General features: G+C 48.1%; 21 protein-coding genes. 7 read left to right on the top strand and 14 right to left on the bottom strand.

The features are described from left to right. Positions 1–388 precede the first annotated feature (388 nt). Positions 389–2,782, bottom strand: a complete 2,394-nt coding sequence (locus tag DCW36_RS07875; RefSeq protein WP_114783248.1) for an endonuclease MutS2 — start codon at positions 2,780–2,782, stop codon at positions 389–391. 205 nt (positions 2,783–2,987) lie between these two features. Between DCW36_RS07875 and DCW36_RS07870 the strand changes: the two genes are divergently transcribed. Beyond that, the gene (locus DCW36_RS07870; protein WP_114783247.1) at positions 2,988–3,440 is read left to right on the top strand and encodes a YhcH/YjgK/YiaL family protein; all 453 of its coding nucleotides are present in this window, start codon (positions 2,988–2,990) and stop codon (positions 3,438–3,440) included. An 80-nt stretch (positions 3,441–3,520) separates the two neighbouring features. On the opposite strand, the gene DCW36_RS07865 is transcribed toward DCW36_RS07870, so the two are convergent. Continuing rightward, a complete protein-coding gene (locus DCW36_RS07865) occupies positions 3,521–3,784 on the bottom strand; it encodes a hypothetical protein (RefSeq protein WP_125185465.1) in 264 nt (87 codons plus the stop codon). Here DCW36_RS07865 and DCW36_RS07860 point away from each other — a divergent pair. After that, positions 3,783–5,435 carry an alpha-amylase family protein gene (locus tag DCW36_RS07860; RefSeq protein ID WP_114783246.1) on the top strand — a complete coding sequence of 551 codons (1,653 nt, stop codon included), beginning with the start codon at positions 3,783–3,785 and terminating at the stop codon, positions 5,433–5,435. The two genes, DCW36_RS07865 and DCW36_RS07860, sit on opposite strands and share 2 nt — an antisense overlap. A gap of 35 nt (positions 5,436–5,470) precedes the next feature. Here DCW36_RS07860 and DCW36_RS07855 read toward each other — a convergent pair whose 3' ends face one another. Continuing rightward, positions 5,471–7,876: a TonB-dependent receptor gene (locus DCW36_RS07855; protein ID WP_114783245.1), complete on the bottom strand. Its 2,406-nt coding sequence runs from the start codon at positions 7,874–7,876 to the stop codon at positions 5,471–5,473. A 271-nt stretch (positions 7,877–8,147) separates the two neighbouring features. Between DCW36_RS07855 and DCW36_RS07850 the strand changes: the two genes are divergently transcribed. The 4 genes from DCW36_RS07850 to DCW36_RS07835 all read left to right on the top strand — a co-directional run bounded on the left by DCW36_RS07850 (position 8,148) and on the right by DCW36_RS07835 (position 14,487). Continuing rightward, on the top strand, positions 8,148–8,567 hold the full coding sequence (locus tag DCW36_RS07850; protein WP_125185464.1) for a hypothetical protein: 420 nt from the start codon (positions 8,148–8,150) through the stop codon (positions 8,565–8,567). A 171-nt stretch (positions 8,568–8,738) separates the two neighbouring features. Next, the gene (locus DCW36_RS07845) at positions 8,739–9,827 is read left to right on the top strand and encodes an efflux RND transporter periplasmic adaptor subunit (RefSeq protein WP_114783243.1); all 1,089 of its coding nucleotides are present in this window, start codon (positions 8,739–8,741) and stop codon (positions 9,825–9,827) included. A 24-nt stretch (positions 9,828–9,851) separates the two neighbouring features. Beyond that, on the top strand, positions 9,852–13,061 hold the full coding sequence (locus tag DCW36_RS07840) for an efflux RND transporter permease subunit (protein ID WP_114783242.1): 3,210 nt from the start codon (positions 9,852–9,854) through the stop codon (positions 13,059–13,061). Next, entirely contained in the window at positions 13,054–14,487 is a 1,434-nt protein-coding gene (locus DCW36_RS07835; RefSeq protein WP_114783241.1) for a TolC family protein, read from the top strand. The genes DCW36_RS07840 and DCW36_RS07835 overlap by 8 nt, the downstream gene beginning before the upstream one ends. A 265-nt stretch (positions 14,488–14,752) precedes the next feature. On the opposite strand, the gene DCW36_RS07830 is transcribed toward DCW36_RS07835, so the two are convergent. From DCW36_RS07830 to DCW36_RS07780, 11 genes are all read right to left on the bottom strand, one after another. Next, positions 14,753–15,442, bottom strand: a complete 690-nt coding sequence (locus DCW36_RS07830) for a hypothetical protein (protein ID WP_114783239.1) — start codon at positions 15,440–15,442, stop codon at positions 14,753–14,755. After that, positions 15,439–16,785 (bottom strand): B12-binding domain-containing radical SAM protein, encoded by a 1,347-nt coding sequence (locus DCW36_RS07825; protein ID WP_114783238.1) that lies wholly within the window; start codon positions 16,783–16,785, stop codon positions 15,439–15,441. The genes DCW36_RS07830 and DCW36_RS07825 overlap by 4 nt, the downstream gene beginning before the upstream one ends. Before the next feature lie 501 nt (positions 16,786–17,286). Continuing rightward, positions 17,287–19,596 carry a PVC-type heme-binding CxxCH protein gene (locus DCW36_RS07820; protein ID WP_240676094.1) on the bottom strand — a complete coding sequence of 770 codons (2,310 nt, stop codon included), beginning with the start codon at positions 19,594–19,596 and terminating at the stop codon, positions 17,287–17,289. Positions 19,597–20,602: 1,006 nt separating this feature from the next. Next, on the bottom strand, positions 20,603–20,884 hold the full coding sequence (locus tag DCW36_RS07815; RefSeq protein WP_114783236.1) for a DUF2442 domain-containing protein: 282 nt from the start codon (positions 20,882–20,884) through the stop codon (positions 20,603–20,605). Between the two features lie 3 nt (positions 20,885–20,887). After that, on the bottom strand, positions 20,888–21,151 hold the full coding sequence (locus tag DCW36_RS07810) for a DUF4160 domain-containing protein (RefSeq protein WP_114783235.1): 264 nt from the start codon (positions 21,149–21,151) through the stop codon (positions 20,888–20,890). A gap of 111 nt (positions 21,152–21,262) precedes the next feature. Next, positions 21,263–21,562 carry a HigA family addiction module antitoxin gene (locus DCW36_RS07805; protein ID WP_114783234.1) on the bottom strand — a complete coding sequence of 100 codons (300 nt, stop codon included), beginning with the start codon at positions 21,560–21,562 and terminating at the stop codon, positions 21,263–21,265. A gap of 10 nt (positions 21,563–21,572) precedes the next feature. Further along, complete coding sequence (locus DCW36_RS07800) at positions 21,573–21,854, bottom strand: type II toxin-antitoxin system RelE/ParE family toxin (RefSeq protein ID WP_114783233.1); 282 nt, start codon at positions 21,852–21,854, stop codon at positions 21,573–21,575. Between the two features lie 160 nt (positions 21,855–22,014). After that, positions 22,015–22,326, bottom strand: a complete 312-nt coding sequence (locus DCW36_RS07795; protein WP_114783232.1) for a helix-turn-helix domain-containing protein — start codon at positions 22,324–22,326, stop codon at positions 22,015–22,017. A 2-nt stretch (positions 22,327–22,328) separates the two neighbouring features. Beyond that, the gene (locus DCW36_RS07790) at positions 22,329–22,664 is read right to left on the bottom strand and encodes a type II toxin-antitoxin system RelE/ParE family toxin (RefSeq protein ID WP_114783231.1); all 336 of its coding nucleotides are present in this window, start codon (positions 22,662–22,664) and stop codon (positions 22,329–22,331) included. Positions 22,665–23,269: 605 nt separating this feature from the next. After that, complete coding sequence (locus DCW36_RS07785; protein ID WP_114783230.1) at positions 23,270–23,581, bottom strand: helix-turn-helix domain-containing protein; 312 nt, start codon at positions 23,579–23,581, stop codon at positions 23,270–23,272. Further along, the gene (locus DCW36_RS07780; protein WP_114783229.1) at positions 23,565–23,906 is read right to left on the bottom strand and encodes a type II toxin-antitoxin system RelE/ParE family toxin; all 342 of its coding nucleotides are present in this window, start codon (positions 23,904–23,906) and stop codon (positions 23,565–23,567) included. The genes DCW36_RS07785 and DCW36_RS07780 overlap by 17 nt, the downstream gene beginning before the upstream one ends. Positions 23,907–24,160: 254 nt before the next feature. On the opposite strand from DCW36_RS07780, the gene DCW36_RS22530 reads away from it, so the two are divergent. Continuing rightward, entirely contained in the window at positions 24,161–24,331 is a 171-nt protein-coding gene (locus tag DCW36_RS22530; RefSeq protein ID WP_164891062.1) for a hypothetical protein, read from the top strand. The last annotated feature ends 321 nt before the right edge of the window (positions 24,332–24,652 follow it).

Raw genomic sequence — 24,652 nt, 5'->3', positions numbered from 1 at the left:
TGCACCTGCCACCATTGCCGCTGCTGTTGTCTGAACCGCTGATTTTCGGTGATTAAAATGATTTCTGTGTTTTTTGTCTGAATCACGGATTAAACAGATTCAAGGATGGCACGGATTTTTTGTCTGCACATGATGAAGAAGATTTAAGGAATAACAGGATTGTGTTTGTTTGTGAGGCGTGCAGGAGACGCAGGCACCGCCTCTCCTGCACAAACAACTTCATTTTATCTCTCTCTGTAAAAGGGTTGAAGATTTGCAACCCCTACAAAATAACTACCTCTCTCTTAGAGGGTTGAATATTTTTAACCCCCTACAAATTCTACCTTTCTACCTTTCTACCTTTCTAACTCCTAAACTTTCTAACTCCCAAACTCTCTAACTCCCTGTTCTACTTCAGCACAGCCAACGTTGCGCCGTCGCCGCCTCGCTCCTCCGCTTCGCTGCCCAAGCTGGCAACTTCTCTAACGGAATACAGGTAGTCGCGCACGATCTGGCGCAGGATACCATTGCCGCGTCCGTGGATGATCTTGATCTCCGGGATCCCCAGCATGATGGCTTCGTCCGTGAAGTTCATCACTTTGGTTAGGGCGTCTTCGGCGTATTCGCCCCGGATGTCGAGCGTGCTGTTGAAGTCGGCCATGCGGCGGGTGATGTCGAGGCCGCGGCTGTAGCCTGACTCTGCCTTCGCTTTTTTGTTCAGGTTGGGCAGCTGCCCTTCTACTTTTTCCAGGTTGTCTACCTTCACCAGCGTCTTCAGGCCGCCGAACATCACTTCAGCTGTTTTGCCTTTAATGCCCACGATCTGGCCATAAGAATCCTGCCCGATCAGCGACACGTTGTCGCCTTCTTTCAGGGCTTTGCCGCCGGCACTGCGTTTGAAGGCTGGCCGTGGCTCCTCCTCCCGCACCTTGGCCGAAAATGTCTCCAGCTCTTTGCGCGCCTCTTTGGTTGCTTCCTTCTCGGCCTGGTTTTGCTTAATCTGCTGAATGGTGGCTTCTATTTTCTGGTTTGCATCTTTGAGCAAGAGTTTGGCTTTGCCTTTGGCTTCGCGCATGATGTCCTGCTTGCTTTCGTCGAGGTAATTCTTCAGGTCGGTGTATTCTTTTACCGACGACTTCAGCTTACGCTCCTGCGTGGCCACTTCGCGCAGCTTGGTTTCCAGCTCCAGCTTTTCGCTCTCCAGCTCTTCGAGCAGGCGGTCGTAGCGGATTTTGTCTTTCCCTACCAGGCTGCTCGCTTTGTCGACGATGTGCTTGGGCAGCCCGATCTTGCGGGCAATCTCGATGGCAAACGACGAACCCGGCTTGCCGATCTCCAACTGGTAAAGCGGCTGCAGGTGTTTATGATCGTAGCGCATGGCCCCGTTAATGATGCCCGGCGTTTTCTCGGCGTAATTTTTCAGGTTGGTGTAGTGGGTCGTGATCACGCCAAACACCTTGCTGTCGTTCAGGTTCTGCAGCACGGCCTCGGCGATGGCGCCACCCAACACAGGCTCTGTACCCGTACCAAATTCGTCGATTAGCACCAGGCTGTTTTTGTCGGCCACCGTCACGAACTTTTTCATGTTGGTGAGGTGGGAGCTGTAGGTACTCAGGTCGTTTTCGATGGATTGCTCATCACCGATGTCGATGAAGATGTCCTGGAACACGCCTGCTTCCGAACCGTCTTCCACCGGGATCAGCATGCCGCACTGCAACATGTATTGCACCAGTCCCACTGTTTTCAGGCTCACCGATTTACCGCCGGCGTTTGGTCCGGATATAAGCAGGATGCGCTGGTCCCGGTTCAGTGTCAGGCTCATGGGCACCGTCAGGCGGCCCAGCTGCCTGTGCGAGAGGTAAAGCAAGGGGTGAAAGGCCTGCTTCCAGTTGATGTGCGGGTACTTATACAGCTCGGGCTTCTCCCCTTCCACACGACGCGCGAAAGCTGCCTTTGCCCGGATAAAATCGAGCAGGCCCAGGTACTGGTACGCCTTCCGCAGCTCCGGGATAAAATTGCGCAGCGTGTTCGTGAGCCCCACCAGGATGCGGATCAGCTCGCGGTGGTAGGCATTCTCCAGGTCCTTGATGTCGTTATTAAGTTCGAAGATAGACTCCGGCTCGATGTACACCGTCTGCCCCGTATTCGATTCATCGTGAATCAGTCCTTTTACGCGGCGCTTGTGCTCGGCAATAACCGGAATTACCAGGCGGCCGCCACGGATGGTTGGTTCGGCATCGCCGGGTGTCCAGCCTTCGTTTTTGGCGTGCTTCAGGATGGACTGGATCTGCTTGCGCAGGATGCTCTGCTGATGGATGAGGTCACGCTTGAGGCGCTGCAATTCCGGGGTGGCATCGTCGCGCACGGCACCGGCATCGTCTACCACTTTGTCTAATGCCGCGATGAGCGAGCGCTCTACCGTTACGTTGGCACCCAGTGCTTTGAGGGCTTCGAACTTGCCTTCTTCCGTGCCCGAAATAAATTTCAGGGAGCCGCGGATGGTGCGCAGCGACATCTTGATCTCGTAAATTGCCGACACTTCCAGGAAAGCGCCCACAATAGCTGCCCGGTCAAGGTGAGCCGTTACGTCAAAATAATGCTGCAGCGGAATTTCGGCATCCGACTCCAGCAGTTGTTTAAATTCGTCTGTTTGCTGTAATAATCGCAGGATCAGGTCGTGGCGGGTCAGGAACTGCATCCGGTGCACGAACTGGCGCCCCAGCGGGCTCAGGCACAGGTCCGACAGCATTTCGCGCACCTGGGCAAAGCCAATCTTTATTTCAAAATTCTCTGGATATATCAAGGTAATCGTTTAAATTTCTGTAAAATTAAGCCTTTATTTAACTTTTTATAACATGCAGGAGCATAGGTTTTGTTCGCTGCCGCTGCAAAAATTTACAGCTACGGTAAAATGAGCCGCTTACGTAATGGCTGTTTTGGCTGCACGGGCTATACCGGCTCCTCCGGTTTTCATCAAAGTCAATTATTAAACATCAAAAACAAACGTCATGGTTTTAGATAATCTGAACAATGCAGCGCGTTACTACTCGATGCACCCTTTGTTTAAAAAAGCGTTCCAGTTTCTGCACGACAACGAACTGGATGCAATGGATGTAGGAAAGTACGAGCTGCAGGGCATGGACCTGTTTGCCATTATTTCGGAAGGCACCGGTGTGCCGCAGGAAGAGGCCAAAATGGAATCGCACCGCAGGTACATCGACATCCAGTACATCGTTTCCGGCACCGACCACATGGGCTGGGAAGACATCGAGAAATGCAGCGACCCGTCTGAACCCTATACCGAGGAGCGGGATGTAATGTTCTACGCCGACAAAGCCACCAGCTGGTTTAACGTGGAAGCCGGTTACTTCACCATCTTCTTCCCAAACGATGTGCATGCGCCCATGGCTTCGGAAACGGAAGTGCGGAAAGTGGTGCTGAAGATTGCGGTACAGGTGTAGATTTTTGTCTGAACAGTGATTTTTGTGATTTAAGTGATTGTTATGATTTTTTTATTCGGCTACTTTAAGATGAAAGCGTGCTAAGCTGAAAATCCTCCAGCTAAACTTGCACCAGAATACCTTTCATGTTCATCATTTAAATCACAAAAATCACAGTTCAGACAAAAAAAGTTTACTGCACCTGCCACCACTCCCGCTGCAGCTGCTTCCTTATTGATTTTGTTGGCTTTCCCGGAGTGCATAAGAAAACTGAAATATTTCCTGCCTAAAAATAGCTGTTGCAACAGCCACACCCGTAAAAGCCAAATACGATTTCCTTTTACAACCTGACAGCTGTTACGCATGATAGAAGATCTCTGGTACAAGAACGCAATTATCTACAGCCTCGACCTGGAAACCTTTATGGACCTGAACGGCGACGGCACCGGCGATTTTGAAGGCCTGGCCCGCCGCCTCGACTACCTCCACGCCATGGGCGTAGACACCGTCTGGCTCGCGCCTTTCCAGCCTACCCCGAATAAAGATAACGGCTACGATATCAGCGATTACTATGGCGTGGACCAGCGCCATGGCTCCACCGGTAACTTCGTCGAGTTTATGCACCAGGCCAATAAGCGGGGCATTAAAGTCATCATCGACCTGGTGGTGAACCATACTTCCAACGAGCATTTCTGGTTCCAGAATGCCCGCAGCAGCAAAGATTCCCTGCACCGCAACTGGTACGTGTGGTCCGAGAAAAAACCCGAAGACTGGGACGAAGGCATGGTGTTTCCGGGTGTGCAGCCTTCTACCTGGACCTACGACAACAAAGCAAAAGCCTATTACTTCCACCGCTTTTACGATTTTCAGCCCGACCTGAACATCGATAACAAGGAAGTCCGGGAAGAGATCGAGCGTATCATGGGGTTCTGGCTGGAACTGGGCGTGGCAGGATTCCGGGTAGATGCCGTTCCTTTTATCCTCGAAACCCAGGGTCCGGGGAAAGTTGGAGCTAAAATTCGTTTCGACTACCTGCGCGAGATGCGACGCTTCGTACAGTGGCGCCGTGGCGATGCCGTACTGCTCGGAGAAGCCAACGTGTTACCCGAGGATACGCAGAAATACTTCGGGCAAGAGGGAGACGGTATTCACCTGATGTTTAACTTTTACGTGAACCAGTACCTGTTTTACGCCCTGGCCACCTCCGATGTGGAGCCCCTGGTCAAGGCACTGGAAGCCACCCGCAACGAGCACCACACCACGCAATGGGCGCACTTTCTGCGCAACCACGACGAGCTGGACCTGGGCCGCCTGACCGACGAGCAACGCGAGAAAGTATTTGCCCGTTTTGGACCCGAGAAACACATGCAGCTGTATGAACGGGGCATCCGGCGGCGGCTGTCTACCATGCTGGGCAACCGGCAGCACATTGAGCTGGCCTACAGCCTGATGTTTTCATTACCCGGCACCCCCGTTATCCGCTACGGCGACGAAATAGGCATGGGCGACGACCTGAGCCTGAAGGAGCGCGACGCAGTGCGCACCCCCATGCAATGGTCCGCCGACCACCAGGCCGGCTTCTCAAAAGCTGACAAGCTGGTACACCCCGTTATTTCGGAAGGGCCTTATGCTTACCAGCATGTTAACGTAGAAAACCAGCGCCGCGACCCGAATTCCCTGCTCAACTGGATGACCGACATGATCCGCCTGCGCCAGGAATGCACCGAAATTGGCTGGGGAAAATGGCAGATCCTGGACATCGGACACCCGAATGTTTTAGCCATGTGCTACAGCTGGCAGGGTAGCAACCTGGTGGTGCTGCACAACTTCGCAGAAAAAGCCCAGGAGATATCCCTCGACCTGAAGCAGGGAAAAGATATAAAACTGGTGGACCTGATGGTAAACTATGAGAGTACGGCCAATGAAAAAGGCGTGCACCGCATCACCCTCGACGCCTACGGCTACCGCTGGTTCAGGGCCGGCGATTTAAGCCACCTGATGCAGAAAGGCATGTAGCGTCCGTTAACCGGGACAGCAGTTGAAGGCTATCGCTAAAAAATGTACTTCAGGTTCACTCCACCAAAATAGTTTATTTCGGTTGGCGAAGGGATGTAAGCATCCGGCAGCTGGTTTACAAACACCATATAATAATACTGCGATCCGGTAATGTTATTGGCGCCTGCATATGCCTCAACACCAACATGATGAATAGTTTTCCGGAAGCCTAACTTAGCATTTACAAGGCAGAAGGGGTTGGTCTGATTTAAGCCATCGGACGTGTAAAACATTTCACTCCTGTAATTGTAGGTAACATTGCCGTACAAACCAGGTTTGGTGTCTATATCCAGACCAACATTGTATACCCAGGGGGCGACACCAGCTACTGCTTTACCTGAATAATCTTCCGTTATGGTACTGTCTGCGTTACTGACACTTTTTCCAATGCGCTGAAAACGGAAATTATTGTATTTGAAATCAGAATACGTGAGGTTTGCAAATACCCGTACCAGGCTGAGAGCTTTATATTTAGAATCAATGATAGTATACTTCGCCAGCAGTTCTGCGCCTTTGTTAACTAAATCTCCTCCATTCGCAACGTAGGTATAAAGAGTGGCCGTTTGCTCAGGATCCTGAACTGCTATCGTGGTAAACTTTTCCTTGAACCTGGCATTGAACAGGGCAACGGTATAAAATAACCGGTTACTCAACAAACTTCCCTTTGTTCCTATTTCAAGCTGTGTTCCTTTTTCAGGTTTCAGCCCCGTATTCAACTGTCCTGTTGTGGCAATCAAGACATTTGAACTGACAGGCGCTTTGTAACCAACTGAATAAGAAGCATAGACCGAAGCTGCCTGGCTGATCGTCTTATTAACGGCAAAAGCAGGTGCAACAAGGTTCTTGTAACTTGCTGAATACACTTTCCTGTTCTGGTTAGCAGGATGATTGTTTGCGAGTGCCCACAACTGATCCTCTAACCGGATAACCATGTTACTTACCCCAACCCTGGCAGTTACGCTAAAGCCTTTGGGTAAGCCTAACGTCCATTGGGTAAAATAAGAAGCGGTGGAGTTAGCGGTTTTCTGGTTGCTCCTGGTGCTGGTAATAACATTATAACCGCTCAGGTTCGTACTGTCGGCAGCCATCCCATAACCGATGGTCAGTCCGTTCATCTTCTGCATTTCGATACCCGTAATTCCCGACAATGTGGTACTTTCGGAAAGCCTGAACTGACTATCGAAACTGGACCTCAAGCCATAGTTTAAGGGCAGTTTGTCTGTCCAGCCACCGGCAGAACTATTGTCCATATTTTGAGAGGAACCGAAGAATGATGTCGTATTGGAAATTCCCTTCGTAAATGAATAGCGGTGGCTAATTCCTCCCCTGAAAGTCCGGACGGCAGAATGAGCATTGTTTTTGATGTACCGGGCATTGCCCGAGTAATCAAAATTTTCAAACTGCGTCTTGGTTAATTCGCCATTTCGTTCGTCATAGCTGTCGCTGAAGCCAAAATAAGACGTTACCTGCTGTTTATCGTTCAGGTTAAAATCCCCCACCACATTAACAAAATCTTTGTGAGAAGCCGTATGGGGCATAAACCCAGCAAATTTCTGCCTGCCATAGTTCACCAGCAAAGACGAATTCTCCCCACCGATAGCTACTCGTGTGGTGGAACGAAAAAGGCCGTAGCTGCCGGCCATAAACTCCTGCCCTACCGAGGTTTTAGCTTTTGCTGCTTGCTGCGTTTGTAAGTGCACCACCCCGGCAATAGCCAGGCCATGAAGTGCTCCGGAAGGACCTTTGCTTATTTCGACACTACTGATAGAACCGAAGTCGATATCGTCCATAACGGTAATGCCTTCGGCGTCAGTAACCGGAATACCATTCAGGTACATTTTAAGTCCCTGTGAATCGAAGTTGCTGTTAATCCCGCGAATTCCGATGCCGTTCCCGTACCCCCTGATGTTCAACTGCTGACCACCGGAAACCGTTCTTCTCTCCATCAGCACGCCCGGAACGTTTGTGTTAATGGCATCATCAAGAAACAAACCTGTTGCCCGCTTCAGCTCGGCTTCTCTCAGCCTGACGATAGAAAACGGTTGCTCCAGTTGCGATTTGCCCGGGCTTGACGTTGCCGTAACTTCTACTTCGTTCAGGTTACGGGCAACGGGGAAAAGTGTAATGTTAGCTATGCCGGTACAGGCAATTTTCTGAGTAACGGTTTGGTAGCCTACATAGGAAACTTTTATTTCTGCGGTACCGGTACATGCTACCGAAAACTCGCCGCTTTCGTTGGTCAGGGTTTTTCCTTTTCCTGTAGTTTCAACTTCTGCTCCTGCAAGCGGATTATTCATTCCGTCCACGACTACCCCTTTGAGCCGGTTGTCCTGAGCCCGTAATGGAACCCCCCAAGCAATGCACGACACGAGCAAAAGTACTTTCCAGACCATTATCTTCATTTAGCAAAATTTATTCTACAGAATACCAAAAACCAATAGGGTTCACTACGAATAAGTAAATGAGAGGTTTTTGAAAATTTCAGGTCATATAAAGCTTTTCCTGATTTGAAAATTATGTTCGGGGACCAGCGCAGCAGCCAGCGGCGCAGCAAAAGGTGAACGATAAAACTGAACTTACACCCTCGCACCGGTAAGCACACTAAAATTAATTCTGCACTTTTACCGCACACTGTTGCTTGTGTCAATAATATCAAGTAGCTTTGCGGTCCAGATGATGAAAGTTATTGTTAAATATCTTCTAACGTTATGTTTTCTGCTCTTAAGCGGATACAGTCATCTTTCTGCCTATTCCTCCCAACAAGCTATTTCCGGTTCTCCTGCCAGCAGTCTGAGCGAGTCTGCCTATGCCAGCCAGGAAACTGAACAAGACCGGAACATATCTTTCAGTACTTCCTCCTATTCGGAAAAGAGAAATCACCGGATAGATGCCGCCGAAATTGAGGCGGAGGAAGATAAACTACTATCCTTTAAAAAGTTTTTAGAGAACAGTAAATTCCTGACTGCTGTTATCTATGCCTTCATCTCCGGGATTCTGTTCCGCTACCTTAGCCAGGGCTTCCGGTTCTATAAGCATTTTTCTCACCTTACATCCTATCGGTGGCATATCCTACTCCAGGTGTTCCGGATATGATTTTAGTACCCCAGGCAGGCAACGCCTTGTTTGCCTGATCCTCTTCTTTCTTATTTTTTAAAACTCTGCGTCCTGTAGCAAGCAGCTAGAGCGGCTACGCACGTCTGTTGTTTTTACCTCCTCATTATATAATCACAATCAATACCTCTTTATTTTAAAACCTGAAGTATCATGAAGAAAATTCTCATGTTTATGGGAGTGTTTGCCTTGTTGTGCCATGCAAGCTGTACATCCTCCAAAGAAGAAGAACACAAGGAGCACGAAACCACTTTTTTGGTTACCAGCCCGGTAAAAATGGATACGACCATTACCGAGGATTACGTCAGTCAGATCCACTCTATTCGCCACATAGAACTCAGAGCGCAGGAAAGAGGCTACCTGGAAAAAATTTTTGTAGACGAAGGCCAGTTCGTGAAAAAAGGACAGCTGCTCTTCCAGATTATGCCTAACCTCTACGAAGCCGAACTGCAAAGTGCGCAGGCGGAAGCCAATTACGCTGCAATAGAATACCAGAACACCAAGTCACTGGCAGACAGAAACATTGTGGCTCCAAACGAGCTGGCCATGGCCAAGGCAAAATTGGATAAAGCAAAAGCCGAAGCAGCCTTAGCCAAAGTGCACCTGCAGTTTACCCAGATCAGGGCTCCTTTTGATGGCATCATCGACCGCTTCCATGTACGGCCGGGAAGCCTGGTAGAAGAGGGAGAGCTCCTGACAAACCTGTCCGACAACAGCAACATGTGGGTCTATTACAATGTGCCGGAAGCGGAATACCTGGATTATAAAACCAGCGCCAAAAAAGATACCCCGGTAAAAGTTAACCTGTTAATGGCCAACAACAAGCTGTTCGAGCACCCGGGAGTGGTTGAAACCATTGAGGCCGACTTCAACAACGAGACCGGCAACATCCCTTTCCGGGCAACCTTCCCTAACCCGGACGGGCTGCTGCGGCATGGCGAAACAGGTAACATCCGGATGAGTATTCCGCTGAAGAACGCACTGCTGCTCCCTCAGAAAGCTACTTTTGAAGTACTGGACAAAAAGTATGTGTATGTGGTGGACAAAGACAATGTGTTAAAAACAAGGGAAATAACCATCGGAGCGGAAATGCCCCACATTTATGTTGTCCAGGCCGGGCTGACCGAAAATGATAAAGTCCTGCTGGAAGGCTTACGACTGGTGCGGGCAAACGAAAAAATCCACTACAAATTCCTGGAGCCCAAAACGGTCCTGTCGCAGCTGGACTTGTATGCAGAATAACCCCGTATCCTAAAAGCAAATAATATGTTTAGTAAATTCATACATAGGCCCGTATTCGCTATTGTAATATCGGTTATGATTGTTTTTGTAGGCACGCTGGCTATCAAGAAGCTGCCTATATCCCAGTTCCCGGAAATTGCTCCTACCACCGTTAATATTTTCATCGCCTATCCCGGTTCCAGTGCCGATGTACTGGTAAAGTCTACGCTGATTACCCTGGAACAGGCTATCAACGGCGTGGAAGGCATGCGCTATATTGCTACGGATGCCACCAGTGCCGGCGAGGCTACGCTCCGCATTATTTTTGAACCGGGCACCGACCCCAACGATGCGGTTGTCCGGGTGAAAACGCGGGTAGACCAGGTGATGCCGCTCCTGCCGGAGCTGGTGCAGCGAGAAGGAGTTGTAATTACACCTATCCAGCCCAGTATGCTCATGTACGTCAACCTGTACTCCAAGAATGAGCGCATGGACGAAAAATTCCTGTTCAACTACGCTACCGTCAAGATGATTCCGGAAATACAGAGGACCAAGGGGGTAGCGCGGGCGCAAATTCTGGGTAGCCGGAGATATGCCATGCGCATCTGGCTGAACCCGGACCGCATGCGGGCCTACAACATTTCTGTGGAAGAAGTGATGAAGGCCTTAGGGGAGCAAAGTATTATCGGCCGCCCGGGCAGGTTGGGACAGAGTTCCGGTATAGCCGCCCAGTCGCTGGAATATGTGCTCACCTACAAAGGCAGGTACAACAAACCGGAAGAGTACGAAGGCATTATTATCCGGGCCAATGCAGAAGGTGAAAGCATCCACCTGAAGGATATCGCCACTGTAGAACTGGGAAGCGAATTCTTTGATATTTATTCCAACCTGGACGGTCACCCTTCGGCAGCTATTGTGCTAAAGCAGAACTATGGCAGTAATGCCAGCGAGGTAATCGAAGAGGTAAAAACCAAGCTTGAAGAAATGAAAACCACCTTTCCGCCGGGCATGGATTATAAAATCAGCTACGACGTTTCCCAATTCCTGGATGCCTCCATCGAGCAGGTGATTCATACGCTGCGCGATGCATTTATACTCGTTGCCATTGTAGTGTTTATCTTCCTGGGCGACTGGCGTTCTACCCTTATACCTATCCTGGCAGTTCCGGTATCGTTGGTGGGGGCATTTTTTGCCATCCAGCTCTTCGGGCTTTCCATCAACCTGGTAACGCTCTTTGCACTGGTGCTGGCCATTGGTATCGTGGTGGATGATGCCATTGTGGTAGTGGAAGCCGTACATGCCAAAATGGAGGAAGAGCCGCACCTAACGCCTTACAGGGCTGTGCAGAAAGTGCTCGGGGAAATCAGTGGGGCGATTATCGCCATCACGGCTGTAATGGTTTCGGTGTTCCTGCCTATCTCGTTCATGTCGGGACCGGTAGGTACTTTTTACCGCCAGTTCTCCATTACCATGGCCAGCTCCATTGTGATTTCGGCCTTGGTAGCCCTTACCCTCACCCCGGTACTCTGCGCCATGTTGCTGAAGAACCATCATGGGCAGGAACGGAAGAAAAACATCCTCACCAGATCGCTCGATAGCTTTAACCGGGGGTTTGATAAACTGACAGGAAAGTATGTTGGCTTGCTCAGATCCATCGTCAGCAGAAGATGGCTTACATTCGGGGTATTGCTGGCCTTCGGTGCAGGTATTTTCTACGAAAACCAGGTGCTGCCGGCAGGCTTTATTCCGAACGAAGACCAGGGCACAATTTACGCCATCATCCAGACTCCTCCGGGTTCTACCCTCGAAAAAACGAACCAGGTATCGCAGAAACTTCAGAAAATATGTGAAGAAATTGAAGGCGTGGAATCCGTGTCATCGCTGGCAGGTTACGAAATCATGACTGAAGGCCGGGGTTCCAATGCCGGTACCTGCCTCATCAATCTGAAACCCTGGTCGGACCGCGACCATACCGTAAAAGAAATCATGGAAGAACTGGAAGAGAAGTCGCAGGGCCTGGGGGCTATTGTCGAGTTCTTCGAACCACCAGCTATCCCAGGCTTTGGTTCTTCAGGTGGTTTCTCGATGCGCCTGCTCGATAAAACGACCGACACCGATTACCACGAGTTTGATAAGATCAACCAGGAATTCATGGATAATTTGAAAAAGCGAAAAGAACTAACCGGCTTGTTTACCTTTTTCGCCGCCAATTATCCGCAGTTCGAGTTAGAGATTGACAACAAACTGGCCATGCAAAAAGGAGTATCCATCGAGACCGCCATGGAAAACCTCAATATTTTAATTGGCAGTACCTACGAGCAAGGGTTCATTAAATTTGGTCAGTTCTTCAAGGTGTATGTACAATCCGACCCCCAGTTCAGAAGGCTGCCCTCCGATGTGATGAAGCTGTTCGTCAAAAATGAAGAAGGCGAAATGGTGCCTTACTCGGCGTTTATGAAACTTAAGAAAACGCAGGGACCTAACGAAGTTACCCGGTTCAACATGTACAATTCAGCAGCCATCCAAGGCCTTCCAGCCAAAGGATACACGACTGCAGAAGCCATCGAGGCCGTACGTGAAGTTGCCCGTGAGACCTTGCCACAAGGCTACGACATCGCCTGGGAAGGCCTCTCCTACGACGAAGCCAGCAGGGGGAACGAGGCGCTGTACGTGTTCATTATCGTGGTACTGTTTGTGTACCTGGTGCTGGCGGCCCAGTACGAGAGTTTTATTATTCCGATGGCGGTAGTGTTTTCGCTGCCGGTGGGGGTATTCGGTTCGTTTATGCTGCTTAAGCTGATGGGGCTCGAAAACAACATTTATGCCCAGATCGGCCTCATCATGCTGGTGGGTCTGTTAGGCAAAAACGCGGTGCTGATCGTGGAGTTTGCCGTGCAGAAACGCCAGGAAGGAGCCTCCATTTTCGATGCCGCCATAGAAGGAGCCAAAGTACGTTTCCGCCCTATCCTGATGACCTCATTTGCCTTTATTGCCGGCCTGATACCGTTAATTATTGCTACGGGGGCAGGCGCCATCGGTAACCGCACTATTGGTGCTGCGTCTCTTGGCGGTATGCTGTTCGGTACCATTTTCGGTGTCATCATCGTGCCCGGGCTCTATTACATTTTTGCCCACCTGGCTGATGGCCGTCACCTGATAAACGATGAACATGAAAGTCCTTTATCCGAGGGAATGGGGAACAGAGACAATGAAGATGTAAAACTTTTAACCGAAAAAGTTGAGTACAATGCTTAGAAGAATAATATATATTGGCTTGGGAGCTATCGGCATGTCTTTTGGCTTTACGGCCTGCAAGGTTCCGGCAGTACCAGAAAAATCAGTGAACGCTGCCCTACCTGCAGGTTTTAGCAACGCGCAGGATACCACCAATACCGCCCAGGTGCAGTGGAAGGATTATTTCACGGACCCAAACCTGGCGGCCCTGATTGATACAGCCCTGAAAAATAACCAGGAACTGAACATCACGCTACAGGAAATCCAGATATCCAGAAACGAAGTGCGGGCCAGGAAAGGTGAGTACTTACCCTTTGTCGGCCTGAAGGGAGCCGCCGGTCTTGATAAAGTGCCGCGATACACCAACATCGGGGCTATGGAAGCCACCACCAACATTGACAAGGACAGGGAAATGCCGGAGCCGCTGCCGGATTTTCTTGCAGGCGCTTTTGCCACCTGGGAAGTGGATATTTGGCATAAGCTGCGCAATGCCAAAAAGGCGGCCGTAGCCCGGTACCTGTCTTCTGTGGAAGGGAAGAATTTTATGGTGACAAACCTGGTTGCCGAAATCGCTGGCTCGTACTACGAACTACTGGCGCTCGACAACCAGCTGGCTATTGTGAAGCAGAACATCGACATCCAGAATGATGCCCTGGAAATAGTGAAGGTGCAGAAGCAGGCTACCCGGGTAAACGAACTGGCCGTACGCCGGTTCGAGGCACAGGTACTCAGCACCAAAAGCCTGCAGTACGACATTCAGCAACAAATAGTAGAAACCGAAAACAGGATTAACTTCCTGGTGGGAAGGTACCCGCAGCATGTCCAACGGAATCCCGAGACTTTCAGCAGTTTAACGCCAGCTCCCATTCATGCCGGAGTTTCTGCCCAATTACTGGAAAACAGGCCGGACATCAGGCAGGCTGAACTGGACCTGGCGGCAGCCAAACTGGATGTGCAGGTAGCGCGGGCGAATTTTTACCCGTCATTGGCTATTACGGCAGGCATAGGGTTTCAGGCATTTAATCCGTCTTACCTGCTCAAAACACCTGAATCGTTGCTGTATTCGCTGGCTGGCGACATAACGGCACCCTTAATCAACCGGAATGCCATAAAAGCCATTTATTTTAGTGCCAATGCCAAACAGATTCAGGCGGTATACAATTACGAACGTACTGTTCTGAAAGCGTACATAGAAGTTGCCAACCAGCTGGCAAAGCTTGATAACCTGGAAAAAAGTTATGATCTGAAAGCGCAGCAGGTACAGGCACTTACCCAGTCCATTAGCATTTCGAATGAACTGTTCAACTCGGCAAGGGCCGATTACATGGAGGTTCTGCTGACGCAGCGGGATGCCCTGGAGTCAAGGTTCGACCTGATTGAAACGAAAATGGAGCAACTGAATGCCATGGTCCATATCTACCAGGCATTAGGTGGCGGCTGGAAATAGGTGCAACAAGCTTAGTGTAAGTTGTATATTTTAACCAACATCAGGCAATAAAAAGAGGCTGCCCCATTCGGACAGCCTCTTTTTATTGCCTGTATCTCTAACCTTTTCCTTACCAGAAGCTCCTGAGTTTTGCCCCTGTAGCCTCTGCGTTTGCGGTTGTTTACATCCTCCCTTCTCCCCTGGCCAATCTACTATGGAAATATCTTCTGCAGTTGCCACCATAGCCTTTGCACCCCAATACAGTATTAACTGCACGAGGACCATGTCAGGACTTTGTGTATCTTTTCTTTTTTACAATTTCCCACCTATGATAAACGCCAACGGCATAGCCTACCACTAATGGTATGGCAGCCAGTGAAGACAAAAATGTCAGGAAGATAAGTACGCCATAGGCAGCATCCTTACTTGTATTTTCGCGGATCCCCCCCATAATATTGAAAACAGCTCTTTCCAGGTTCAGCGCCGTGAGGGTTACGATAATAACGCAAATCGGTAAAAGTGTTCCGACCAGGATATACCGGTGCCCCAATCGGGTAAACTTACGCAGGAAGGAATAAAGCAGGGCCAGTCGCCAGGCTGCTACAATAGCTAAAAACCAGGCATTTATACTGGCGGCAACATCCACGGAGAAAAAACGCTCTACAGGTATTGCATAAAAAGCTGCCGGAAATGAGGTCAGGCTTACAAAAGTCAGAACGGTAAAATACGACCACTTCTCAACAAAGAAAGGTTTTATCACCAGCCAGATAAAGAGTGCCATTCCAAAAATATAGATGACGGAGCCAAGGCCAAGGTGCTGGAGCAAATGCGCTCCCGGATCATCCCAGTACCGTCCCATGCCCACCAGCCAGGTGCCGATTATACCAACGATTAAATGCTGGTAATTGAGCTGCAACAACTCGTCGCGTGTCATCTTAAAAGTCAGTAGCCTGACAATGTCCCTGGCAATTTTCATAAGGGCAATGTATACTTATTTTTGATTAAATCTCTGAACTTTTGTTTTCTCTTTTTAACTTCTTCCGGGCTGTAAATAGACTGCATCAACTTCTGAAATCCCTCCGTCATCTCCTCCATCGTCATGTTCTTTGGCCTGTAGGTTACGTCGAACAGGGTGCATTTTTCCCAGTAGTTTTCGGAAATCAGCCGGCCTTCCTGCTTTAGCTGCCTGTATAAACCTGTGCCCGGAAACGGTGTCAAAATGGTAATCTGTACTTCCGATAAGTTGCTGTTTTTAATGAACTGCTCCGTCCGCTCAAAAGTGGCAGTGGTGTCGGTATCGAAGCCAAGAATGAAGCAGCCGTTTACCGAAATGCCGTAGGACTGAATTTTATCAATGGCTTTGTAGTAATTGTCGAACTGCCTGTACTTCCAGTTGTTTCTGTCTATTTTGTGCAGGCTCTCCTGTGTAGCTGTTTCCAGGCCAATGAGCACCTGCGCGCAATTCGATTCTTTTAGCAGCTGAAGCAGTTCATCGTCATAGGCAATGGAAATGTCTGTTTCGGTAAACCATTTCATTTTGTACTTCCTGAAAAGCCGCAGCAGGTCTTTCGACCATTTTTTGTCAACGAAGGTGTTATCGTCTGCCAGTTCAATAAAAGGCCTGGGCCAGATCTCATGCAGTGTATCAAGTTCTTTTTCTATTTGCCGGATGGGCTTTTTCTTGTAGGAACTGATTGTGCGTGATGCTGCGCAAAAGCTGCAATTCAGCGGACAGCCCCTTGTTGTCTGGAGGGTCAGCCGGTTATAGCGGGCAATATCAAGCAGGTCGTACCGGGGTGTCTTGTATTCATTCAGGTTACACACATAGGCTTTGTCCTTCAGGGAACTGTAGAGCGGCTTTAAATTCCGGTTTTCAAAGTCCTGTAGCAGCACGGGCCAGATTAGCTCCCCTTCGCCCTGTATCACGCTGTCGGCATGTAACATCGCTTCTTCAGGCAGTGCGGAGGCATGCAGTCCACCGATAACGACGGTAATTCCTGCCTTTCTGAATTTTGCCGATAGAAGGTAGGTTTCGTTAATTCTTGCTGTCAGGGCTGAGAAGGCAACCAGGTCGGGCTGCCGGTCTATGAGCTGGTTTATTTCCTCGTCATGCAACTGGTCGAGCTCCAGGTACTCAATTTCCCAATTAGCAGGCGTATAGGCCGCTATCGAAAGTAATCCTAAACTTGGCAGACTTGCGATAACATTGCTACGTTCCACAAATCCAGGCAACGTCAGTCCAAGCTCCATAAGCCTCGTGTTATGCACGCGCACGCCACTCATGGAAATCAGGATAGCCTTGTGGTTTTTTAGGGTCATTTTTGTGTTGTGGCAACGGTTTGTACTGCATGTGCTCGAAGCGGAGCGAGAGTTTATGTAGTGCTGGGTTAGGGTTTGATTTTCTCTTGCTCAAGTTACCTCCTTTTTTTCCATTGCTCCAAGCTCCTGCTGCTGAGCTCCCAACTTCCGTGCACATTTTTCTTTTAATTATGCAACTACCACTAAAGTCTTGAGCTAAGTCTGTTGTGAATGGTGCAAAGCAGATTCTGCTAGATTCTCGGAAATTTAAATTAAGCTTAGTCCAGAAGATAAATAAGTTTTTGCTTCTGCTCAATTATGAATTACAGAGACAGAAGCAAAAACTGTAAAGAGCATTTATCTGAAAAATTTATTTATAATTGCTGCTTATATTCGTTGAGAAAGTTTTTCCCTGTTACGAACCATTCGCAATAACACTATTTTCTAATTTTAGGATATAGTGCATTTCAGTCTCTTCTTTTGTGACTATTAATAGAAAGGACCTCCTCCTTCGCACTGGTTCTACCGACCTGTAGTACCTTCAGCTGCTTTCTCAGCGGCGCTTACCAGCTGCAGTTCTTCCAGCGTCCAGGTTTTTTTACGGCCGGCGTGGGTCTCCCGCAATTGTCTGACCTCAGCTGCCTTAACGGTAGGCGATGCTCCCTGGGGAAGCCTGTTGCCAAACTCATAACGCAGGTAGCTGGCGACATTGGCAATCCACTCATCGCTGTTGGCCTCCATGGGTGGCATTACACCCAAATATGTTTTGCCATCTATCGGTCCTGCCAATCCGTGCAGCAGGATGCGGATCGTTGTTTTCGTCTCCGGGTAAGTCAGCCGTCTTGATCCTACCAGGGGAGGAGCAGACATAGAAGCCCCCCCAATCGCGATTCCTTTGCCGTCTCCGCCGTGGCAGCTGGCGCATAGCGACTTAAAGGTAACGGCTCCGTTTAGAATGGAATTACGGTCAGTGGCGGCCAACCGGCCCAGCCGGCTACCGAAGGTGCGCACGTCTTCGTTTTTATCGAGAGCAGTCTTGGTAGCGCCTATCATTTCGTTTGTGGCATTCTCCTCTACCAGCCTTTTCACCAGCGCTTTCGCCTGCTCCGCTTTATTGCCATACAGCGACAACAGCACCTGCACCCGCACATCCGGATCGGCATCATCTTTCAACTGGCTCACCGCCTCTATCAGCTGCAAATCCCCTTTTTTCAGAAAGGACTCACTTATCCAGATGGCAGCACGGCGTACCTGCGGGTGCTCATCCTGCATGGCTCGGAGGAGTACCTCCTTCTCTATGGCTTCTAGCCCGTCGAGGGTCCAAAGAGCATGGATTCGGGCCAGGTGGCTGGGATCCTTCGCCAGTGAGGCACGCTGCCCGGCTACAATTGCTTTCAGGGCAGGTACCACCGTTTGATCCCCGCTGGCTACCAGTTCCTTTTGCGCGTTATCCCGCCACCAGCCATTGGGGTGATCCAGGTGACGCACCAGTTGAGTGCCCTTCTCGCGCAGCATGGCAGGTTTTGGGCCTGGCTTGTGGCCCTCGTGCACCAGCCGGTAAATACGGCCCCGGCCAACGTTCTTGTCCAGCCCCAGGCTATCGATTTGCTGGCGCAGAAAACTGCCTGGCCTGGTCCAGTTGCCCTGTTGGATAATGCCCCGGTGCATATCCACCACATAGAGATTGCCATCGGGACCGGTGGCAGTGTTAACAGGGCGGAAGTTCATGTCGGAGGAGGCAATAAACTCCTGTTGCTGGTAAGCATTTTCCAGCACCCGCTTCCCGTTTACGTTCAGAACCTTAGCCCGTCGGATAGCCCTGGCCACCGGCTCACACACCAGGTAATCTCCCGCCAGGTCGGCAGGCAGGCGATCGCCCCGGTAGATAGACTGGCCGCAGGCACCCGTAAAGTGGTTCAGGGTCTTGTCGGGCCGCAACCGATACCGGCCGCCTTGTACGTCGGGGGTGGCAATAATAGGCCATACGGCCATAAATTCCTTGCTGTACTGATCCTGGAAATCGAGGGAACCATACACAGGGTTTAGCTGGAAGCCCTGTGCGGGTATCTCGGCCCCTGCCCTGGAGTAGAACAGGCGGCCGTAGTTGTCGTGGGTGAGCCCCCACTGGCCCCCGGAGCCGCTCACGATGGTGTCGGCCCGCATGGTGCCCTGGGTGTACCGGAGGCGGATTGTCTCATATGTCATGTACATCCAGTTGTCCAGGTTCCAGTCCAGCCCGCTCCGCTGGTGCTCCATGTTGGCCCCGTTTGCCCTATAACCAGCATTTTCGTAAACGAGCTTCTTTTGGTCGGCTTTGCCGTCGTTGTTGGTGTCGCGGTAGCTCCAGATGTTGATCGTGTTAGTTTCGTTTACCAGCAGCTCGTCCCCTACGCACTGGATCATGCGGGGCAGCAGCAGGTTGTCGATGAACACGGTGCTTTTGTCCATTTTGCCGTCGTTGTTGGTGTCTTCGAGAAGCGAAATCCGGCTGCGAGGTTCCTGCTCGCCCGAAGCGTTGGCATCCTGCATGTAAGTAAGCATTTCGGCCACATACATCCGGCCATTGCCGTCCCAAGCGATGGCCACTGGCTCCTCTACCATCGGCTCACTCGCCACCAGTTCCAGGCGATAGCCCTTGGGCAGTTGGAATGTTTTCAGGCTTTCTTCAGGCGACAGAAAGGCGGGGCTTGGCGTGGGATTAAAGGCTGCTTTTGTGTCCGCTTGTTCCGGCGGGGGAGTGCTTTTCTGCGTGGTGCAGGTGATGATCAGGAGGGAAAAAGTCAGTACTCCTGCCTGCCAGGAGAGGCGCTTCATTTCTTGGTTTAACTTCATGCTTTATACAGTAAGTGACCTCTTCATCTGCCGGGTTTAACATTAGGAAGACGAAGAATATTGTTTGACGGGAAGAGGCTGGTGTGGCCTACATTTTTAACGCTATAAGTTACTACTTGTTAGGGAATATGCGCTACAAATGATACCAAATGTTAGTTAAGATTATGAAAAAATTACCTAATCCAGTAAAATTTAGCCTTTTTCCTCTGATACAGACGGATTCAATTGCTTCATTTCTGTGAAAAGGCACTCCCGGTGAAATGACATTTCCGGACTGGCATCTTTGGGTAGACAGGGGTTTTGGTTTGGCTACTGGCATGCAGCACCTCTTTATACGGACGCAAAATCTGATTCTAAAATAAGTTGATTTCCGAAATACTGAAGCCGCGGCAGCAACAACTCAAAAAATTAACAGCGCCTGCAGCTTCTTCTGCAGCACAAGAAACGCGCCCGTTACCGACTTACAAAAATTAAAAGCAGCAAATGGATTTTAGCGTTTGATTTTCGGTCTATTATTGCGTAGTTCTTGTATTTTTTTAGCCGCCATTATGTTTTATGTTTCGCTCTATCACAAAACACGGAAGGTGCTTTCGGTGTGCTTTGCTTGTCAGCCTGCAGGCCTTCGCCAACGAGCCCTGAAAAGGCACGGACAATAACGACCCTACAGTTGAAGCAGCGGCAGCCGCTGAGGCTAACATGCTGTGGGGAATCGATGTGTCGCGCTGGCAGCTGAACGTGGACTGTTATCAATTTAAATCAATCTGCACGGACTGCGTAAATTATATTACACCTGCTGATCCGTCACTCGGGCAGCCTGTGAAGCGGAAGTTGGTTGGAGCAGCAGAAACCATTTTATTCAATCGCTGGCTGTCGCTGCGGCTCCTGCTACTGGCTCTGAATCTTGGACTGCACCAGAAGCTTATTTTTCAATTTGATTACTATAATAAACCCTAACGGTTAGTACTGCCTAAGCTCAAAGCGAAGCGAGAGTTTAAGCAGTGCTGGGTTATGCCACGTTTTTCTTGCTAATTTCTGTACTAATTTCATACAGAACATCGGGGCATAGATCAATACCATTCTCCCAAACCAAAGTTTCAAAATCTCTATCAAGTTTTACTTGCTTGAATACTTCGTAATTTTTCAGTTCAGCAAATTTTGAGTGCGGACTAGTTGCCCATTCATTTAACTTATCAGCTAAGTTAATAAGCCTTACTTCTCCTGTGTTGAAACGTACCGTTATTTTAAAAGGCTCAACGCCAACTATCTCTTTAATTAAGTGTATCATCATTCATTAGGATAAGGGTTCTATACGCTTAAATTCTGGGTTTTCTGATTGAGCTGAATCCCAATTGAGAATTAATTCTTCTTTATGTAATTCTGTCCAATCCTGAACCAAACGCAAAGCTCTTCTAGGCAATTCGCCTTCTATCAATTCTCCAGTTTTAATATTTACAACACCAATAAATTCCCCATATTTTGCATGAAAATGGGGTGGATTATGATCTTTGGTAAACATATATATTATGATTCCATAGAACCTGCTTAACTCTGGCATTTTCTTTCAAAGATACGAAAGAATCAATTATTTCTTTTCATAACTTATATGCCGCAAAACGGTTTGTACTGCATGAGCCTGAAGCGTAGCGAAGGTTTAAGCAGTGCTTGGTTAGGCTGCGTTTTTCTCAAAGCGCTTTATCGTTTCCAGCTCTTTTTGCTTTGTTGTCATTTCTTCTTCCAAGTCGTAGTCGTCTTGGAGCCCGAGCCAGAATTTAGGGGAGTTGCCAAAGTAGTAACTTAATCTTAAGGCTGTATCTGCTGTGATGCGTCTGTTCCCTTTGATAATCTCAGACACTCTGGTTTGCGGTATTCCAATGTCCTTCGCAAGCCTGTAGGCTGTAATGTTTAAAGGAACAAGAAACTCTTCCTGCAGTATTTCTCCTGGATGAATATTGGGTAATCGTTCCATTTCTTTCTTCTTAGTGGTAATCTATAATTTCTACTTCTGATGCTTGGCCATTACTCCATTGGAAGATGATTCTCCACTGGCTGTTTATCCTGATACTGTAGAACTCTTTCAAGTTTCCAGCTAACTTCTCTAATCTGTTTGAGGGAGGAATGCGAAGGTCAGCAATGTCTTGAGAGTTATTAAGCATTCTTAATTTACGTCTGCCAATCGTCTGGATTTCCATAGGCAGCTTCGCTACCCTTTCCCCATTCCAGATTTTTTCAGTTTCCTTTGACCCAAAAGATATAATCATGCTCACTTATTGCGTTACTAACGCCAAAAGTAAGTATTAAGTTTAACACTAAAAAGTTTTGTAATTTTATTATTTGAAATGCAGCCTAACGGATTAGTGCAGCCGAAGCCCGTAGCGTAGCAAGGGTTAAGGCTGCACTGGGTTACCCACTTTGGTTCTTTTAGGCGACTCTCACTTGCCTGTTGAGAAGTTCAACTTTGAAATTAACCTTTGCTTCAAGTGCATTGAAGACTTTAAGAATGGTATCTATTGTTACGTTGGTCGCATTATTCTCAAGTCGGGATATTTGGGCTTTTTTCACTCCCACTAGTTGCCCAAGTTGTTCCTGCGTCAGGTTTCTTTCTTTTCTTGCTGCCTGAATCATGTCCCCAATCAGTTCCAGCTTAAGCTCGAACTCGTAATTGTCACGCGCTGGCGTTCCTTTTACACCGATAAGCTTATCCTCGGCTTCGCTTAATGAATATCTTTTCATGATTACTTTTCTTTAAAATAGATTTCCCGAATACGTTCGGCCTTATCAATTTCCTTTTTGTCTACTTTGCTGGTTTTCTTGACGAAACCATGCGTAGCGAGTACAAGTGTTTCCTGCTTGTCAGTTTTATCCCAGAAGGCAAGAAATCTGTACTGCAGCCCGGCATAAAGAGTCCTGAACTCCCAGATTTCATTCGTTAGCTTCTTGAACAGCTTGGGGTCGGTGTGGAACTGGGCTCTCCGGATATTCTGAAGTATTTTCTCCCGGTGCTTCAGTTCAAGCGATTCCAAATACTTGAAAGCTTCCTCCAGCAAGTCAACTTCAAATTTTTGTTGCATTTAGTGCTTATCTTTAGATACCTCCAAAGATAGAGAAAAGTTTCCTTATGTGTAAACTTTTAATAGTTCCTATTGTGGGTAACGGTGATTGTGCAGCCGATGGGCGAGGCGAAGCCGAGCACAAAGGCTGAACTTTGTTGGCAAGTATTATTCTTCTACTGATTCGGATGATTAATTATAAATAAATAAGAACCAAATCATCATCAGTAAAGACAGTATCCAGAAGTATGAGGAATACAAATACCCTTTAGCCTTTCCATTTTCAACATCTCTTAATTTAAAGTAAAGAGTGACTAAAATAAAAGGTGTTAATACTTCTATACCACCTAACATATAGATATATTTTAATGAATCATCTGAATTTGACCGTTCGAAAGTGATAAAGCCTATAAAAAGGATAAATGCCATCAGTAAAGGCGGAATCATCATACCTTGCATGAATGTACTTGAACTCATTCTTTCATTTTTCATTAGCCATTCATGAATGAGTGTGAGAAAAATTTAATTTCCATGCTTTAGAATTATTGCCAACGGCTTGTACTGCATGTGCTCGAAGTGAAGCGAGAGTTAATGCAGTATAGGGTTACGGGGTAGTAATTCTTCTTTTAAAGCTCAATAGATATTTTTACTTTTCCGCCCAAGCCTTTTTCAACAATATCGAATAAGGTTTTGAGCGTAAGGTTACTCCCATCGTTTTCAACTCTTGAAATATAAGTTCTTTTCTTATCAATGATTTCGCCTAATTCCTGTTGGGTAAGATGCCTTGCTTCACGCGCCTTTTTTAATTCGAGTCCTATCTTGAATGATTCGAACTCCCTATCTAAGTTATCGCGTCTCTCTGTTCCCTTAACTCCGTACACTCTGTTTTTGATGTCTGCCCAAGAACTAACTTCTTTTTGTTTATTTTTTCCCTTCATAATATTCAGCCATTAATTGTAGTGCCTTGTCAATTTCTTTCTTTGGTGTTTTTTGCGTCTTTTTCTGAAATCCATTCAGTAGTATTACCAATTTGCCTTCATCAAAGAAGCAGAACACTCGCCAGATGTTAGAACCGAGCTGCACCCTTGCCTCATATAGGCCGTCCGTACCTGCTAAGTGCTTCAGATAATTTTGAGGCACTCGCTCAAGTGTTTCTATCGCTTCCAAAATCTTGAAAATCTTGTCCTGCACCTTAACGGGTTGCTCCTTCAAGAAATCTTCAAAGTAGTTTTTGTAAGCGATGATTTCTCTAATTTTCTCCATCTGCTATATTTTCAACAGTAAATGTAACTTAAAAGTTACTATAAACTATAAAAAAATATTCTTCTTTTATGATTCCTTATTTCCCGTAACATACGTTGGAAGGAGGCGTCCTGTCGGTTTAGTGAGGATTGATGCCTTCTTCGGGTAGTTATCCGTGCTTTGTTTTTCCTTTTTTGAGTACTCAATGAAGGGAATTTCAAGGGAAAAACAAAGCTGAGCGTTGGGTTATTTTCTCCTCTTAAATTTAATTCTAAATGGCGGATTTAGCCACTGGCAAAGCTGTTGATTGGGTGATCGACAACGTTGCCAGGGGCGGCAGGCTCAGGCTGGCCAAAAAAGACATCCAATCATTGGTCTCTCTATTGCCGCAAAAAAAGAAAACAAGCCACCGTAGCCATGTTAAATTCCTTGACTTTCTCCTTTAAAAAATTTAACTTGGCTCCTCCTAAGTCTTGCAGGGACGCTCCCGTCCGAAAGTTGAAGGACTTTCTCCCGGCACCGCCGCAGCAAGACTTAACGCCCTAAATCAAAGATTCATGCCTTTGGCTTTTTTTCTTTTTTTGCCGCTTTAGTGACCTTTGATGCCTACCAGCCCAAAAAGCCTGAAATACCCGCCATTTTAAAATTTGAAAATAATCCCAATGCCGGATTTAACGGGCTTAGCTATGGTGCGTTTATGCACTATAGGTTTGGTTGGCGCTACGGTATTCTCACTAATTGTCTCAACTCATTCACACTTTAAGACT

The sequence above is a fragment of the Botryobacter ruber genome (assembly GCF_003347595.2).
Taxonomy (GTDB): Bacteria; Bacteroidota; Bacteroidia; order Cytophagales; family Hymenobacteraceae; genus Pontibacter; species Pontibacter ruber_A.
Note: the sequence above shows the minus strand (reverse complement) of the source record. Positions and strands in the feature narration are given on the sequence as shown.

What these genes read in the sequence shown, in the direction of transcription:
- DCW36_RS07785 (WP_114783230.1), bottom strand. Translation starts at nt 23,581, where the DNA reads ATGAAGGGAAAAAATAAACAAAAAGAAGTTAGTTCTTGGGCAGACATC.
- DCW36_RS07790 (WP_114783231.1), bottom strand. Translation starts at nt 22,664, where the DNA reads ATGCAACAAAAATTTGAAGTTGACTTGCTGGAGGAAGCTTTCAAGTAT.
- DCW36_RS07855 (WP_114783245.1), bottom strand. Translation starts at nt 7,876, where the DNA reads ATGAAGATAATGGTCTGGAAAGTACTTTTGCTCGTGTCGTGCATTGCT.
- DCW36_RS07800 (WP_114783233.1), bottom strand. Translation starts at nt 21,854, where the DNA reads ATGATTATATCTTTTGGGTCAAAGGAAACTGAAAAAATCTGGAATGGG.
- DCW36_RS07805 (WP_114783234.1), bottom strand. Translation starts at nt 21,562, where the DNA reads ATGGAACGATTACCCAATATTCATCCAGGAGAAATACTGCAGGAAGAG.
- DCW36_RS22530 (WP_164891062.1), top strand. Translation starts at nt 24,161, where the DNA reads ATGGCGGATTTAGCCACTGGCAAAGCTGTTGATTGGGTGATCGACAAC.
- DCW36_RS07825 (WP_114783238.1), bottom strand. Translation starts at nt 16,785, where the DNA reads ATGACCCTAAAAAACCACAAGGCTATCCTGATTTCCATGAGTGGCGTG.
- DCW36_RS07840 (WP_114783242.1), top strand. Translation starts at nt 9,852, where the DNA reads ATGTTTAGTAAATTCATACATAGGCCCGTATTCGCTATTGTAATATCG.
- DCW36_RS07865 (WP_125185465.1), bottom strand. Translation starts at nt 3,784, where the DNA reads ATGCGTAACAGCTGTCAGGTTGTAAAAGGAAATCGTATTTGGCTTTTA.
- DCW36_RS07850 (WP_125185464.1), top strand. Translation starts at nt 8,148, where the DNA reads ATGATGAAAGTTATTGTTAAATATCTTCTAACGTTATGTTTTCTGCTC.
- DCW36_RS07830 (WP_114783239.1), bottom strand. Translation starts at nt 15,442, where the DNA reads ATGAAAATTGCCAGGGACATTGTCAGGCTACTGACTTTTAAGATGACA.
- DCW36_RS07795 (WP_114783232.1), bottom strand. Translation starts at nt 22,326, where the DNA reads ATGAAAAGATATTCATTAAGCGAAGCCGAGGATAAGCTTATCGGTGTA.
- DCW36_RS07870 (WP_114783247.1), top strand. Translation starts at nt 2,988, where the DNA reads ATGGTTTTAGATAATCTGAACAATGCAGCGCGTTACTACTCGATGCAC.
- DCW36_RS07835 (WP_114783241.1), top strand. Translation starts at nt 13,054, where the DNA reads ATGCTTAGAAGAATAATATATATTGGCTTGGGAGCTATCGGCATGTCT.
- DCW36_RS07780 (WP_114783229.1), bottom strand. Translation starts at nt 23,906, where the DNA reads ATGGAGAAAATTAGAGAAATCATCGCTTACAAAAACTACTTTGAAGAT.
- DCW36_RS07810 (WP_114783235.1), bottom strand. Translation starts at nt 21,151, where the DNA reads ATGCCAGAGTTAAGCAGGTTCTATGGAATCATAATATATATGTTTACC.
- DCW36_RS07820 (WP_240676094.1), bottom strand. Translation starts at nt 19,596, where the DNA reads ATGAAGTTAAACCAAGAAATGAAGCGCCTCTCCTGGCAGGCAGGAGTA.
- DCW36_RS07815 (WP_114783236.1), bottom strand. Translation starts at nt 20,884, where the DNA reads ATGATGATACACTTAATTAAAGAGATAGTTGGCGTTGAGCCTTTTAAA.
- DCW36_RS07860 (WP_114783246.1), top strand. Translation starts at nt 3,783, where the DNA reads ATGATAGAAGATCTCTGGTACAAGAACGCAATTATCTACAGCCTCGAC.
- DCW36_RS07845 (WP_114783243.1), top strand. Translation starts at nt 8,739, where the DNA reads ATGAAGAAAATTCTCATGTTTATGGGAGTGTTTGCCTTGTTGTGCCAT.